Here is a 14241-nt window from a genome sequence, read left to right on the forward strand (position 1 = left end):
ACGGTTGGATTGGAGAAATGTAGCATGATCAAAACAAAACGGATTCAGCAAATCAAAGAGTATGTGTTTGACCGGGAATCTGCCTCACTGGATGAGCTTGTGGCGCATTTTGGCGTTTCAAAAAACACGATACGCCGAGATGTACAAGCATTGGTCGAGTCCGGCGTGCTCAAAAAAGTATATGGCGGAGTGGCTGTGAATCATTCAACATTAGTAGTATATCAGGAGCGAAAGACCCATCAGCTGAGTAAAAAGCAATTGATTGGTCAAACAGCAGCTGCTTTTGTGGAAAATGGGGATATGATTTTTGTTGATTCTGGTACGACAACACTTGAGATGCTTCCCTATTTGACTGAGAAACAGGTGACTGTTGTGACCAATAATGTAGATTTCATCACACAGGCGATGCCTTATGAGAATCTCACTATCTTTTCCACCGGCGGGATGCTTGAGAGAAAAACGAATTCATTCGTTGGCTATCAAAGTGTAGAGCGTTTGAAAGCTTACAATGTCAATAAAGCCTTTATCGCATCAACTGGTTTATCCATTGATCACGGCGTCACGAATTCGTCCCCGCTTGAAACGGATATTAAAAAGACGGTTGTTGAAAAAAGTGCCAAAACGTTTTTATTAGTGGATGATAGTAAATTTAATCATTACGCTTTGACCACATTTTGTCATTTGCAAGATCTTGATGTCGTCGTGACGAATAAACAGCCAAATGAAGATTATCTTCAATATGGAAAAGAGCATGATGTACGGTTTGTCACGCCTTCATCAAAATAGATGGATCACAAAACAACGGCTCAGGAATTTGAGCCGTTGTTTGATTCATTCATTTCAAGCTGCATGATCAGGCGGAATAAAAAGCGGTATACGGCTGAGATGACTTCAATGAAGGGCATATCTTCATGGATGTCCTCAAGCTCAAGAAGCTGTAAATTCACATCAAACAAGCCGTCTTGCCCATTAAATTGAAGCTGCGCACCATTTAATGAAGCCAGCATGTCCTTTAGAATGCCTGTGTCTTTTTTAGGACGTTTGAAACCGAATAACAAGGTATACGTTTGAAATACTTCGTCCCATTCAATGGCTAATCCATCGACTCTCACCACATCAAACCACTTTGATTCGATATAAATGAATTCTTTTTGATGTTGTTTTACATATGTAAGCGGTGTGTTTAGAAATGAGGCGCCCTCTGATTGAATCATGTCCTCGGATTCTTTGTCTACACGCTCTATATATACATCGCTAAAGCGTGCCTCTTCCTTTATTCTTGCACCCTCTAAAGGCCAATTGTGGCGCGCCGCTTCGTCATATTCAAAGTCTGTCAGCGCTTGTCCTTCTTTCAATAAATCTTGTAAGCGATTTTGTAGCGACATGGCTATGTCTCCTTTCTTCTCCTTCATGTGCGTGTATTATTTTAGCATAACTCATGAAAAGAAAGATATGGCTCAGCATATGATGGTATGATAGTGTCAAAAGAAACATCTCGGAGGGATACGTTTTGCTCACAATGACACTGGCAGAAAAAATCGTAGACGAGGTCAAAAAGGTGCTGACTGAGGAAATCATCATTACACAAACAAACGGCACCATCATAGCGGCAACAGATCCAGCGCGCATTGGTCAATTTCATGAAGGGGCATATTTGACATCCTTTGAAGGACAAAAACGAATTCTCACAAAGGATAATGAGCAACGAATGAAAGGGGTCAAAGCTGGCATCAATCTGCCTATTTATTTTAAGCAAGAGGTCATTGGTGTGATTGGGATGACAGGAAATCCCGTCCATGTCTCTCCATTTGGCGAAATATTACGAAAAATGACCGAATTGCTTATTCAAGAACATGAATTTTTTCTAGAAACGGAAACCGATGAACGGCAGCTTGAAGCGTTTGTGTTCGACTGGCTTCATCTGCCAGAGACAGCCATCGATCTCACTGAAAAAGCAGCGCGGCTTCAGCTTGATATCAATAAGCAGCGTGCGGTCGTCCTCATTGATTGTCACGATGAATCGTTTATGAAGCAGGATCAATACAAAAAAGTGAAGGAAATGCTGCATCTCACCAATCAGGAAATGATCGTCCGCTGGGGACATGCCCGCTTTTTGCTCATGCTGCAAACCTCGGCAAATGACCGTGATACTTTGCGGCAGCGTCTTTTTCACATCCATGCTGCGCTCACCGCACGTCCTAAGTCAAAGGTTTTGATAGGTGCGGGAAAACCTGCAGCTGGACAGATAATGAAGCAATCATTTCATCAAGCCTTTCGTGCTTTAAAAATGGCGAATACAGATACACCGATTGTGTTTGATGAGGATTTAACACTTGAACTTTTTATAGAAGAAGTGAGTCAGGAAACAAAAGAAGTGTTCCTTGATCGAACGATTGTCCCGCTTCTCCCCTACCCTGAGCTAGTGAAAACATTGCGTGTACTCATGACGTCAGATTGCTCATTGAAATATACTGCGGAAGCGATGCACGTACATATCAATACACTGCATTACAGGCTAAAACGTATCCAAGATTTAACGACACTTGATCCGAAACGCATGCAGGATGCGATGCTCTTTTATTTAGCCTTGATGCTATTAGATCATCATCCAAATAAACGAGGCGAGAAGCCCGATATTTTGTAGAATCGTCCATAGGCATGAGGCGATTCTTTTTTTATACTGAAAGAAACGGTATGTCTAATCAGTAGGAGTGAATGCGTATGTTAAATTCTGAATTTTTAAATCAATTAAAAAAGATTGTCGGTGCGTCTCATGTACAGCGCAGTAAAGCCGATCGGCTTGCCTACTCTTATGATGCAACGCCTAATTTTCAGCATATGCCAGATGTTATCGTAAGCCCGCGCACGGCTGAGGAAATCCAGCAAATTGTTCGGCTCTGCGCCTCATATAAGGTGCCGATTGTGCCAAGAGGATCCGGTACAAACCTTTGTGCAGGCACCTGTCCTACACAAGGCGGACTTGTGATGTTGTTTACAAGAATGAACCAATTCATCGAAATTGACGAAGAAAACCTGACTGCAACGGTCCAGCCTGGTTTGATCACACAGGAACTCATTCACCAAGTAGAGGCAAGAGGCCTTTTCTATCCACCAGACCCAAGCTCGATGAAAATTTCGACGTTAGGCGGCAATATTAATGAAAATTCAGGTGGGCTTCGGGGGTTAAAATATGGCGTGACGAGAGATTATGTACTTGGGCTTGAAGTGGTTCTGCCAAACGGCGACATCGTCAAAACGGGCGGCAAGCTCGCCAAGGACGTGGCCGGGTATGATATGACCCGTTTATTTGTTGGATCAGAAGGAACGCTCGGAATAGTTACTGAAGCGACGCTAAAGCTTTTGCCGCTTCCAGAAACCAAACAAACGATGCTTTGCTTATATGAAAGCCTTGAGGAAGCAGCTGCATCAGTTTCGGCGATTATTGCAGAGCGTATCATCCCCGCCACATTAGAATTTATGGATCAGCCGACACTAGAAGTCGTTGAAGACTTTGCCAAAATTGGCCTCCCGACTGACGTTCAAGCGGTGCTATTAATCGAACAGGATGGCAACCCTGAGGCTGTTTCCCGTGATATGCAAAACATCGCAAAGGTCTGTCAGCAGCACGGTGCAAAAGAAGTGAATATCGCACACTCTGAAGAAGAAGCAAGTGCCCTTTTAACAGCGAGGCGAGCCGCTTTATCTGCCCTCGCCCGTTTAAGCCCTACGACGATTTTAGAAGATGCCACAGTTCCCCGATCTGAAATTGCGAACATGGTGCGGGCGATCGAAGACATTGCGAGAGAGTACGACGTGAAAATCTGTACATTTGGCCATGCAGGTGACGGAAATCTGCACCCTACTTGTGCAACTGATGCAAGAAATGAAGAAGAAATGAAGCGAGTTGAAGAAGCCTTTCAGGCTATTTTTGAAAAAGCAGTCTCCCTTGGCGGCACCATTACGGGTGAGCATGGTGTGGGTCTAATGAAAGCCCCCTATTTGGAGCTAAAGGTCAAAAAAGAAGGAATCGCTGCAATGAAAGCGATCAAACAAGCGCTAGATCCAGCAAATATCATGAATCCTGATAAGGTGTTTGGAAAAGCAGCAAGGAAGCGAGTGGTGGTCTCATGAATTCCTCTAAACAAACAGAGATTCAGCAAACATTTCAACAGCAAATGGATGAAAAGGAGCTGCTCAATTGCATGCGCTGCGGCTTTTGCCTTCCTTCCTGCCCTACTTATATTGAATCGGGTCAACAAGAAACGCACTCGCCCCGTGGCCGAATTGCTTTAATGAAGGCGGTAAGAGACGGCGTGATTGAGCCTGATGAAGATGTCGAACATTCATTGAACCTTTGTCTTGGCTGCCGTGCATGTGAACCGGTCTGCCCCTCAGGCGTCAAATATGGACGTTTACTTGAGGATGCAAGAGACATCATTCAGCAGCACAAAAAACAATCCCTTCCTGTCAAATTTGTGAGACGTGTTGTGTTTAAAGGACTCTTTCCTTCCCAAAGCCGGATGCGTCAAGCGGCTGGACTACTGCGATTTTATCAAACCTCTGGTCTGCAAACGGCCGCCCGCAAGTCTGGCATGCTAAAGGTACTTCCGCCGCATTTACAGCTGATGGAAGAGGCCCTTCCAAAGGTGCCGCGACAACAAAAAAGCCGTGCGTTAGAATACAAAGCCATTGGCACAGCAAGAAAACGTGTCGCCTTTTTTACTGGCTGTTTAATGGACACCGTTTTTTCCAGCACAAACGAAGCGACCATCCAGCTTTTGCAACTGGCCGGCTGTGACGTTGTCGTCCCTCCTGTTCAGACGTGCTGCGGTGCACTTCATGGTCATAGTGGAGAAAAAGAGCAAGCGAAAGAGCTAGCAAGGCGGAATATTGAAGCATTTGAGGAGATTGAGGCAGATGCCATTGTCATGAATGCGGGCGGATGTGGTGCCTTTTTAAGTGATTATGATCATTTACTAAAGAATGATCCGTCTTTTCAAAAGCGAGGTGAAGCCTTCTCACAGAAAATCAAGGATATATCAGACATTCTCGTGGAGCTGGAATTTCACGGCCGTACGCCGCTTGCTTTACCAGAGCAAGTCATCACCTATCAAGATTCCTGTCATTTGCGGAACGGAATGGGTGTACAGCAAGCGCCAAGGGTGCTCATGAAGGCAATTCAAGGGGTATCATTTAAAGAAATGAAGGATGCCGACCGCTGCTGCGGATCCGCCGGAATTTATAATATTTTGCAGCCACAAATGTCGATGCAAATTTTAGATCATAAAATGACAGAAGCTAGTCAAACAGCTGCGGCTGCTATTGTCACGTCCAATCCAGGCTGCCAGCTGCAAATGGCAGCAGGTATCAAACGTTCAGGACAATCGAACAACATGCGTGCTGTTCATCTCGTAGATTTTTTATTAGAAGCGGTTCAATATGGAAAAGAAGCGTCCAGCACATCAAGCTGAACGCTTTTTTTCATGCATATCTTCCGGCAATTGGTTGGATAATAGAGGAAAATTGCGGAAGGAGATGGTTCAAGTGCTGAAGAAAAACAACCAACATCAAAAGGACCCAAATTCAGTATTTGAGGCATTGTCACGTTCCTCTGATTTTACAAACGAGTTGTCACGAAGTGAAGGGTTTCTTTATCGAATTTCTTTTTTTCGTTCTTTAATTAATGGGCATCTACTCCATGAACAAATTTTGCCCTGCATGAAAGAATTACATCTCACCCCTACTCTTGAGGAGCTGAAAGAACGAATTCCCATTGAACAGTCCGTCATCACGACCGATCTTCAGGAAGTGGAAAAAGCGCTTCATCGAGGGAATATGGCCATTCGTCTTGAAACGGACTGGGGTAAAGCGCTTCTGATCCCGATTGAAGAAAAGAAAGGCAGACAAGTAGGTCCGCCTGAGATAGAATTTGGCATTATTAGTGCACAGGAAGCATTTGTGGAGGTTTTGGATACCAATTTAAATTTGGTTAGACGGCGGCTGCCGACACCGAACCTGAAAGTGTCAGAAAAGACGGTTGGCACGCTTTCTCAAACAAAAGTAGCGGTGCTATATATTGAAGAGATTGCTAATCCGGCAAACATTGAAACCGTTCTCCAGCGTATTGAAGACATTGATTTTGATCAAATTTTAGATGCAAATTACCTTGCACAAATGCTTTATGATGTGTCCAATACGATCTTTCCGTTGTTTTTAAATACAGAAAGACCCGACCGCGTCTCTTCAGGTTTATCAGAAGGGAAAATTGCCATATTAGTGGATGGCTCGCCTCATGTCTTGCTTGCCCCGACGATTTTACTTGAGTATTTTTCCACTATGGAAGACTACAATATGTCGTGGATTGCGGCTTCTTGCTTTAGGCTGTTACGCATATTTGCTGTGATATTTTCCATTTTTGCGACACCTTTATATGTAGCCGTTTTAACGTTTCATTATGAGCTAATTCCAAAAGACTTATTAGAAACCATTGTGTCCTCCCGCTATCTTGTTCCATTTCCTCCAATCATTGAGGCGCTATTTTTAGAGATTTCGATTGAATTACTAAGAGAAGCGGGTTCGAGGCTTCCAGCTAAAGTCGGTCAGACGCTCGGGATTGTTGGAGGGATTGTCATTGGACAGGCTGCTGTGGCAGCAGGATTAACAAGTAATATTTTACTCATTATTGTTGCCCTTTCTGCTCTTGCCTCATTTGTCACCCCTATTTACAAAATGGGCAGTGCCATTCGGCTGCTGAGATTTCCCTTTCTACTTGCGGCACAGGTGTGGGGTGCATTAGGTATTGCAGTGATGGGATCATTCCTTCTCACCCATTTAATGAAATTAACGTCTATTGGACGTCCGTATCTAGAGCCTATTTTTCCGCTGCGCCTGACAGATCTAAAGGGCAGTTTAATTCGTCCTCAGCTTCGTTTTTTGAATAAAAGACCGGAAAATTTACGCCCGCAAAATGAAACCATCCATCGGCAAAAGCCTAAGCAAGGCCGTAAGGGGAAAAATGATTTTTATGAATAAGGAAGTGAAAGCATGAGTTCTTCTTCTGTAAAAGAGAAATTTCAAGTTTCCCCTTTTTTTGTGTTTTTTCTCGTTAATGCTAATCAAGTTGGTGTTGGCATTTTAAACTTTCAAACAAACCTTGTTCGTTCTATGAATAATGATGGATGGATCGCCATTCTGATTTCTGGCTTCAGTGTCAATGTCATGATCTTTCTTATGTACATGATGTTTAAAAAGGCCCCTTCGGATGAATTTGGTGATATCACGCAATATGTATTTGGCAAGTGGGTTGGGCAATTATTCAACATTCTCTATATCTTATATTTTGCTTCTTTGTCGTTGACCGTTCTCGTCCATTATATGGATGTGATCCATGTATGGCTGTTTAAAGAAATTCCTGGTCTATTGTTTGCGTCTGTACTTCTGCTGCTCGTGTATTACATTCATACCGGCGGGTTTAGAACGATTGCTGGATGGGCATTTTTTAGTATTGTACTGACGTATTGGATGACGTTTATTTGTTTTTATGCCATGAAATATAGTCACATTCGTTTCATGTTCCCGATGTTTGATCATACATTTTCGCAGCTGTTGATGGGAGTCAAAGATGCTTCATTATCCATGTTTGGTTTTGGCACACTGCTTGTCTATTATCCCTTTATTAAACATGCGCAGACGTCTCAAAAATTTGCTCACATGGGGGCATTATTTACGACATGCTTAAATTTACTCGTCTTTCTCGTCTCCATTGCGTATTACTCAAGTGCTCAGCTTAAATTAACAAAATGGCCGACGTTAACGTTAACAAGCATTGTGAAGCTCCCGTTTATCCAGCGCTTTGAATTTATCGAAGTGTCTCTTTGGCTGCTTTTAATCATTCCGAATATCGCGATTCCACTGTGGGCCGCGAGCCGAATGGCAAAACAAGTGCTTCATACAAGCCAGCGCGTCACGTTCATCGCGCTCAGCATCCTCATTCTGGTCATGTTTTCATTTTTTACGGGGGCGACTTCTTTTGAAACCTTTAACCAATGGGTGGAATATAGCGGATACTTTCTTGTATATGGCTTGATTGTCTGTATGGTTATTGGACTGATGTTGAAAAAAAGGTGGGTGAAAAAACGAGCATGAAACATTATATACTCACGGGTCTCATGTTGTTTAGTCTCTTCTTAACTAGCTGTGCACAGCCTCGCCTTTTAGATGAATTAAATATCTCTCAGGCGGCAGGATTTGATTTAATCGAAGATGGAGAAATGAAGGGCTTCTTTGTCTTCCCTGTCTTTAAAAGTGAGGAGCAAGGAAGTTATCAAATATTAAGCGCAAGGTCAAATACCATTAGTAATATTCAGTTTCTCGTATCAGAAAAATCACCTTTTCCAGTCGTCATGGGTCAGGTGCTCGTTATTTTAGTGAGTGAAAAATTAGCAAAGGAAGTCGGCATGATCGATTTAATGAATTACATTTATCGTGATCCTATCATTGGTTCACGCCAAGTGTTTGCGATTGTAGGCGGAGAAGTTGAAGACTTATTATATACAAAAATGAATCAAACGAACTTAAATATAGGTGTGTATCTCTCTGATCTGTTGTCCCAAAATATGCGAAATGGCAATCAACCTGTCACTAATCAGCATATTTTCATGAATCAGATGCTGGCAAAAGGAGTCGATGCTTACCTGCCTTACATCAAGAAAACGAGCAACGCCATTAAAGTCACAGGAGTTGCTCTGTTTGATCAGGAAAAAATGGTCGGTCATATCCCTGGAGAAGACACGTTCACATTTAAAGCGATGATTGAAAATCATAAAAATGGTATCTACGAGTTTCAATTGGCTGATCAAGCAAAGACCCATGTCGTCATTGAAAATATCAAATCACATGTGTCCTACCAGATCAAACCAACGAATAACCTAACAAAAAAGCCTCATATCACGATTGATATCAAGCTAAAAGGTGAATTAAAAGAGTTCATGAAATCCAAAAAAATTGATAAACCGAATATATTGGACCAAGTCGAAAAAGAAGTAGAAAAACATGTCGTTCAGCAAGGACAAGACCTTGTTCAGTCCTTTAAAAAGCAACATATTGATCCGCTTGGGCTAGGCTTAAGGTATCGATCAAAAGACAAAGCCATGACACCAGAAAAATGGCAGGAAATCTATCCTGATGCGGATGTACTAGTTAAATGCCATATGAAAATTGTACAAACTGGTGTCAGTCAATAAAGGAGCTGGAAATTATTCGAAAATATCTTCTTTATTGTTCAATATGGTAGACACGTTCGTTTTGACTCTTGGAACGCCATCTTTTTGAAGATAGTCATTTAAAGTGTTCTCTACTTCACTTTTATCTGTGTGAAGGATCTTAGGTGAACATTGTTCCACAAGGACCGGTCTATTCCCTTTAGCACAGTGTGTCATTGTTTCAAGGGCAATTAAACTGAAAGGTCTTCCTTTGTCTAGCCATGTTTTCATTCTATCCCAGGTTGGACAGCTTAAGGCTGCCAGCCTTCCCCAATGAACGTGAAAATGAGTGCAAGTGACCTCCATCCAATTTAATACTTTGTTAGAGTGGAAACGGTACAGACAGATAAAAGCAGCTGTCGGTAATTCTTTTTCACTGATCGATTTCAATTTCTCTATCACATGTTGTAAACCTTCATCTTCGGGCAAACTGCTGGCCGCTGCCCAAGAAAGTGGATAAAGAAATTCTTCGTCAGCCTGATTCACCAGTTCCCTTACCCACCCAGCGGCAGATGTACCTAAAACATCAGCCACGATTTCTAACATGCGTGATTTCACTTCGATATGCTGAGTCTCATCGAACCGGCTTTGAACAGAGTCTAAGGTCCTTTGCTGATCATGCTGTTTCAGCGCATCAATGACATCATCCTCAAGAAACCACCTAGTAATTGAGAAGTTTATTAAAGACGCCAAATCTTGCCGCACGTCTTGTAATGTGGGGGCTTTATCTTCTTTGGTGACGATGACACCATCCAAAGCCTGTCCATCCTCTCCATAAAAGTCATCATGCAGTAAAAATTGTTTAGGAGAATGGAGAACGGCTAAGTTATACCATTCAATCGGTCGTAAAGAATTGTTGAGTAGTCTCTTGTGACACGGCTGACATAATTGATAAGGTTGTTTCGGTTCATCAGTATCTTCTACCACATTCATTGCGTTTTTTTGACAGGCTTCACATAAGACGACTTTTTCCACTCCATTCACTTCCTTTGAATCTAATCTTCATCCTTTACATCTGGATCTTCAGGAATCGGTTCATTTAAAATCTCTTGGACGAGCTCTTTGTATTGTTCAAGCTGCTTCATATGCGTTTGAAACTGTCCTTGATAAATGAGATATGATTCTCCGTCAAATACAAAACGGATCTTTTTTTGCTGAATTAATTTCTCAATATACGCCTCTGATACTTCTAAGTATTCAGCTGTTTCTTCGATTGTTAAATACATGTTAATGCACCACCCGTTCGTTTCATCTAACAAATTATATCATGATCTGTTGAAAAAAACGGAAGCCGCCTGTTCATATTTTCTTTCCTGATATCATGATAACAAGTGTTCAGCAAGTAGATCGTCTAGGTGCGAGCAAATATGGTATGATAAAGTTTGCTAGATGGGCGTTTTTCGGTTTGACCTTCAGAGAGGTAAGCGGAAAGCAGACTCATGAGAGAAACAAAACAAGCATAGGCTTTTATATGGATGCTTGAAGAAAATTCGTATTTAAAGGCAGAGTGAAATGAATGGGAACCTTGTTTAATGAAATTTTAACTTGGCTGACAAGCCTTGGTTATGTAGGTGTAGCACTAGGTCTGATGATTGAAATCATTCCGAGCGAAATTGTTCTTGCTTATGGCGGATATATGGTGTCAACAGGAACAATCGGTTTTGTTGGAGCTGTTATCGCCGGCGTCATCGGAGGTACGCTCGCACAGTGTTTTATATACTGGATCGGTCTTTATGGCGGAAGACCTTTTTTAACAAAGTACGGAAAATACTTATTCATCCATGAACATCATATCGCCACTGCAGAGCGCTGGTTTGATCGATATGGAACCGGTGTGGTGTTTACAGCGCGCTTTATTCCTATTGTCCGCCATGCCATCTCCATTCCAGCCGGTATTGCCAAAATGCCTTTTTTGAAATTTGTCCTCTTGACAGGATTAGCAGCCATCCCTTGGTCGATCTTATTTATCTATCTCGGTATGCAGCTTGGGACAAAGTGGGACCACATTCAAAGTGTTGCTCACGCTTATACCACTCCTATTATGGCCATTGCGATTGTCCTGATCGTTCTCTATTTCGTCTTAAAAAAAATTCGTACGAACCGAAAACGGACAATCTAATGAAAAGCGCCTTCCACTGATCTAGTGAAAGGCGTTTTTTCTATGAGTGTAAGGATTGTTTTTTCATATATTGAGATAATTCCATAATCATTGCACCCATTCTCTCAAGTGACGGGGCGAGAATCCGGTCAATTCCCTCTTCTTTTAAAGCTTCAGCTGTGACTTTTCCAACAGCTACTGCCAGTACGGGCTGCTCGAATAGCGCTTGGAGTTCTTCTTTTCTTCCCCATTTTGCCGCTAGTGTGAAAAAGGCGTGCACCTGAACAGCGGTTGTAAAACAGACGGCTTGGACTTTTCCATCTTTCATTTCTTGAAGCAATGTTTCTGCGGCTTCTGGTTCAGGTGGTGTGTGCTGATAAGGTAAAAGCGGCAATACATCTGCCCCTTTGTCATGTAAAAACTTCATGAGAGCCGGAGCGTTTTCTCCGTGCAGCTGCACCATGACACGTTTGCCTTGAAACTCTTTGCCTTCAAGCTTTGAGATTAGGTCACGCACCGTTCCATCTTCATCAGATACGTCTGGCTGAATTCCGCGTTTTTTGAGTGCAGCATAGGTTTTGTATCCTCTTGAAGCAATCTGTGCATTTGATAGAATGTGCATAAATTCTTCCCCTAAATGAAGCTCTTCTGCACTCTCAATTAATGTATCAGTCCCGATACCCGTTGTTAAAATCACCCAATCGGCGCCTTTTTTCACAAAGGTTTCAATGCCTGGCTTTAACTCCTCTTTGGCTAAAAATACGGTTCCTTGAAGAGAACGAATAACGGCTTGTCCCCCTTGCTTTTCGACAAGTGTACGCATTTCTTCTGTTTTTCTCGTTCCACAAATGGCAATCGTTTTTCCAGCTAAGCCTTTACTCAATTTTATCCCTCTTTTTCTATCACATTTGATATGTATTAAATATAGATTTATTTGGAAGACGTTGCAAGTGTCTACTAAAAAAGAGCTTGACGTTTCGGTCTAATTCGAGTATCTTTTGTAAGTGCAAATTGTAGGAGGTCATTATGGAAAAACAGAATGTTCAAGCTTATCGATTATCAATTGCAGACCCAACACCACTTGGTTTGTTTGGTTTAGCAATGGTGACGCTCGTTGCGTCCTCACAAAAACTAGGAATTACAGATGGCACTTCCCTTATTTTACCTTGGGCTATCTTCCTTGGAGGCATCGCGCAGCTGATCGCGTCCATACAAGATTCAAAGCATCAAAATATTTTTGGAGCCACTGCCTTTGGCGCATTCGGTCTTTTTTGGATGGGCGTTGGTACGACTTGGCTCATTCAAGCGGGCGTTTTTGGGAAAACGCTTGCGGAAGCAGCAGATCCAAAACAACTAGGTTTTGCGTTTATCGGATATTTAATTTTCAGCTTGTTTATGACGATTGGTGCAATGGAAACACATAAAGTATTATTTTTGATTTTCGTCTTTATTGATTTCTTATTCCTTGGTCTTTCCCTAAGCTCATTTGGTGTGATGTACGATGTGACTCATACCATTGCCGGTATTGCAGAATTGATCATTTCCCTGCTTTCTTTTTATGGTTCAGCAGCAGTTGTGCTCAATACTCATTTTGGCCGTACTGTACTGCCAATTGGACAACCATTTCGTATTTTTACAAAAGCATAAGTAAAAAAAGAACTGCTTTGTGCAGTTCTTTTTTATGTTTATTTTTCTTGTGCCTCTTGGAAGATCTCGCTGATGATTTCATATGAACGCATTCTTTCTTGATGGTCAAACATATCCGAATTAATCATCACTTCGTCTGCTTGAGTAGCTTCAACAAAGGCTTCCAATTCTTTTTTCACCTTTTCTTTATCCCCGATCATTGTCGAACTTAATTGTTCATCCACCATCGCTTTTTCATATGGACTCCAAAGGCCGTCCATACTGTCGACAGGCGCTTTGAGTTTTCCTGGAGTATTTCGAATGAGACTCAAAAACCGCTGATAATGAGAGGTTGCCAAATATTCAGCCCGCTCTGTTTGATCTGCAGCAAAAGCTGTCACCCCCACCATGGCATAAGGCTCTTTCAACACATCAGAAGGTCTAAATGACTGTCTATACAACTCTAAAGCAGGAATTGTATTTTTAGGTGAAAAATGTGCCGCAAAGGCAAATGGCAATCCAAGCTCTCCTGCAAGTCTTGCGCTAAAACCGCTTGAACCAAGCAGCCAAATCGGAATGTTTAGACCCTCTCCCGGAACGGCTCTTACATGTTTTTTGACCTGTCCGGTTGGTTTAAAATATTGCCGAAGTTCTTCTAGCTGCTCAGGGAAATCTTCTCCATTATGAAGATTACGTCTAAGCGCCCTTGCCGTTAACTGATCTGTCCCTGGTGCTCTGCCAAGACCTAAATCAATTCTCCCCGGATATAATGTCTCAAGTGTGCCGAATTGTTCAGCAATGACAAGTGAAGAGTGGTTTGGCAGCATAATTCCACCAGATCCTACTCGAATTTTTTCGGTTCCGCCAGCAATATACCCAATTAAAACGGACGTTGCTGAACTTGCAACACCTTCCATATTATGGTGTTCTGCCAGCCAGTATCTATGGTAACCCCACTTCTCCGCCTTTTTTGCTAAATCCATACTATGTTCAAAAGATTCCTTAATGGAGCCTCCTTCTGTCACAGAGGATAAATTTAAAACGGAATAAGCTGTACGCTGTAAAACTGATTGACTCATAAATGATGTCCCCATTTCTGTCAAAAATCATACTAGTTTCATACTTTCAACACCATAACATAAAATCATCAAACATTTAAATGATTTGATTCGATGATTTTCGAAATGATGATTTTCTAGGTTTTACTTCCAATTTAAAAATTTGCACATAGAATGAAATATCAATTTTAGGAGATGG

Annotated in this window: 14 protein-coding genes; 9 read left to right on the plus strand and 5 right to left on the minus strand. The window is 42.0% G+C overall.

The window, feature by feature from the left end; genetic code table 11:
* The first annotated feature begins 24 nt into the window (after window positions 1-24).
* Window positions 25-786, plus strand: a complete 762-nt coding sequence (locus MHH54_RS09315) for a DeoR/GlpR family DNA-binding transcription regulator (RefSeq protein ID WP_340989583.1) — start codon at window positions 25-27, stop codon at window positions 784-786.
* Between the two features lie 20 nt (window positions 787-806).
* On the opposite strand, the gene MHH54_RS09320 is transcribed toward MHH54_RS09315, so the two are convergent.
* On the minus strand, window positions 807-1385 hold the full coding sequence (locus tag MHH54_RS09320; RefSeq protein WP_340989585.1) for a branched-chain amino acid aminotransferase: 579 nt from the start codon (window positions 1383-1385) through the stop codon (window positions 807-809).
* Between the two features lie 125 nt (window positions 1386-1510).
* Between MHH54_RS09320 and MHH54_RS09325 the strand changes: the two genes are divergently transcribed.
* From MHH54_RS09325 to MHH54_RS09350, 6 genes are all read left to right on the plus strand, one after another.
* A complete protein-coding gene (locus MHH54_RS09325; RefSeq protein ID WP_326849151.1) occupies window positions 1511-2644 on the plus strand; it encodes a sugar diacid recognition domain-containing protein in 1134 nt (377 codons plus the stop codon).
* Window positions 2645-2721: 77 nt separating this feature from the next.
* On the plus strand, window positions 2722-4131 hold the full coding sequence (glcD, locus tag MHH54_RS09330; RefSeq protein ID WP_268493868.1) for a glycolate oxidase subunit GlcD: 1410 nt from the start codon (window positions 2722-2724) through the stop codon (window positions 4129-4131).
* The gene (locus tag MHH54_RS09335; RefSeq protein WP_268493871.1) at window positions 4128-5471 is read left to right on the plus strand and encodes a (Fe-S)-binding protein; all 1344 of its coding nucleotides are present in this window, start codon (window positions 4128-4130) and stop codon (window positions 5469-5471) included. The genes glcD and MHH54_RS09335 overlap by 4 nt, the downstream gene beginning before the upstream one ends.
* A gap of 73 nt (window positions 5472-5544) precedes the next feature.
* A complete protein-coding gene (locus MHH54_RS09340; RefSeq protein ID WP_106065403.1) occupies window positions 5545-7032 on the plus strand; it encodes a spore germination protein in 1488 nt (495 codons plus the stop codon).
* Between the two features lie 12 nt (window positions 7033-7044).
* On the plus strand, window positions 7045-8145 hold the full coding sequence (locus tag MHH54_RS09345) for a GerAB/ArcD/ProY family transporter (protein WP_003212426.1): 1101 nt from the start codon (window positions 7045-7047) through the stop codon (window positions 8143-8145).
* Window positions 8142-9242: a Ger(x)C family spore germination protein gene (locus tag MHH54_RS09350; protein ID WP_003212267.1), complete on the plus strand. Its 1101-nt coding sequence runs from the start codon at window positions 8142-8144 to the stop codon at window positions 9240-9242. Before MHH54_RS09345 ends, MHH54_RS09350 begins: the two co-directional genes overlap by 4 nt.
* Window positions 9243-9254: 12 nt before the next feature.
* On the opposite strand, the gene MHH54_RS09355 is transcribed toward MHH54_RS09350, so the two are convergent.
* Window positions 9255-10235, minus strand: a complete 981-nt coding sequence (locus MHH54_RS09355; RefSeq protein ID WP_342500213.1) for a hypothetical protein — start codon at window positions 10233-10235, stop codon at window positions 9255-9257.
* Window positions 10236-10255: 20 nt separating this feature from the next.
* Window positions 10256-10486, minus strand: coding sequence for an excisionase family DNA-binding protein (locus MHH54_RS09360; RefSeq protein ID WP_050944821.1), 231 nt, complete (start codon window positions 10484-10486; stop codon window positions 10256-10258).
* Between the two features lie 290 nt (window positions 10487-10776).
* Between MHH54_RS09360 and MHH54_RS09365 the strand changes: the two genes are divergently transcribed.
* Window positions 10777-11379 carry a DedA family protein gene (locus MHH54_RS09365; RefSeq protein ID WP_050944820.1) on the plus strand — a complete coding sequence of 201 codons (603 nt, stop codon included), beginning with the start codon at window positions 10777-10779 and terminating at the stop codon, window positions 11377-11379.
* Window positions 11380-11419: 40 nt separating this feature from the next.
* On the opposite strand, the gene MHH54_RS09370 is transcribed toward MHH54_RS09365, so the two are convergent.
* Window positions 11420-12241, minus strand: a complete 822-nt coding sequence (locus tag MHH54_RS09370; protein ID WP_050944819.1) for a uroporphyrinogen-III synthase — start codon at window positions 12239-12241, stop codon at window positions 11420-11422.
* A 143-nt stretch (window positions 12242-12384) separates the two neighbouring features.
* Here MHH54_RS09370 and MHH54_RS09375 point away from each other — a divergent pair, with 143 nt between their 5' ends.
* Window positions 12385-13005, plus strand: coding sequence for a GPR1/FUN34/YaaH family transporter (locus tag MHH54_RS09375; RefSeq protein WP_050944818.1), 621 nt, complete (start codon window positions 12385-12387; stop codon window positions 13003-13005).
* Window positions 13006-13043: 38 nt separating this feature from the next.
* Here the strand turns inward: MHH54_RS09375 and MHH54_RS09380 are convergent, their stop codons facing one another.
* Entirely contained in the window at window positions 13044-14063 is a 1020-nt protein-coding gene (locus MHH54_RS09380) for an LLM class flavin-dependent oxidoreductase (RefSeq protein ID WP_106028836.1), read from the minus strand.
* Window positions 14064-14241 lie beyond the last annotated feature (178 nt).

The organism is Bacillus sp. FSL K6-4563 (assembly GCF_038630405.1).
Lineage (GTDB): Bacteria > Bacillota > Bacilli > Bacillales > Bacillaceae > Bacillus > Bacillus pumilus.

What these genes read in the sequence shown, in the direction of transcription:
- MHH54_RS09315 (WP_340989583.1), top strand. Translation starts at nt 25, where the DNA reads ATGATCAAAACAAAACGGATTCAGCAAATCAAAGAGTATGTGTTTGAC.
- MHH54_RS09320 (WP_340989585.1), bottom strand. Translation starts at nt 1,385, where the DNA reads ATGTCGCTACAAAATCGCTTACAAGATTTATTGAAAGAAGGACAAGCG.
- glcD (WP_268493868.1), top strand. Translation starts at nt 2,722, where the DNA reads ATGTTAAATTCTGAATTTTTAAATCAATTAAAAAAGATTGTCGGTGCG.
- MHH54_RS09335 (WP_268493871.1), top strand. Translation starts at nt 4,128, where the DNA reads ATGAATTCCTCTAAACAAACAGAGATTCAGCAAACATTTCAACAGCAA.
- MHH54_RS09345 (WP_003212426.1), top strand. Translation starts at nt 7,045, where the DNA reads ATGAGTTCTTCTTCTGTAAAAGAGAAATTTCAAGTTTCCCCTTTTTTT.
- MHH54_RS09350 (WP_003212267.1), top strand. Translation starts at nt 8,142, where the DNA reads ATGAAACATTATATACTCACGGGTCTCATGTTGTTTAGTCTCTTCTTA.
- MHH54_RS09360 (WP_050944821.1), bottom strand. Translation starts at nt 10,486, where the DNA reads ATGTATTTAACAATCGAAGAAACAGCTGAATACTTAGAAGTATCAGAG.
- MHH54_RS09365 (WP_050944820.1), top strand. Translation starts at nt 10,777, where the DNA reads ATGGGAACCTTGTTTAATGAAATTTTAACTTGGCTGACAAGCCTTGGT.
- MHH54_RS09375 (WP_050944818.1), top strand. Translation starts at nt 12,385, where the DNA reads ATGGAAAAACAGAATGTTCAAGCTTATCGATTATCAATTGCAGACCCA.
- MHH54_RS09380 (WP_106028836.1), bottom strand. Translation starts at nt 14,063, where the DNA reads ATGAGTCAATCAGTTTTACAGCGTACAGCTTATTCCGTTTTAAATTTA.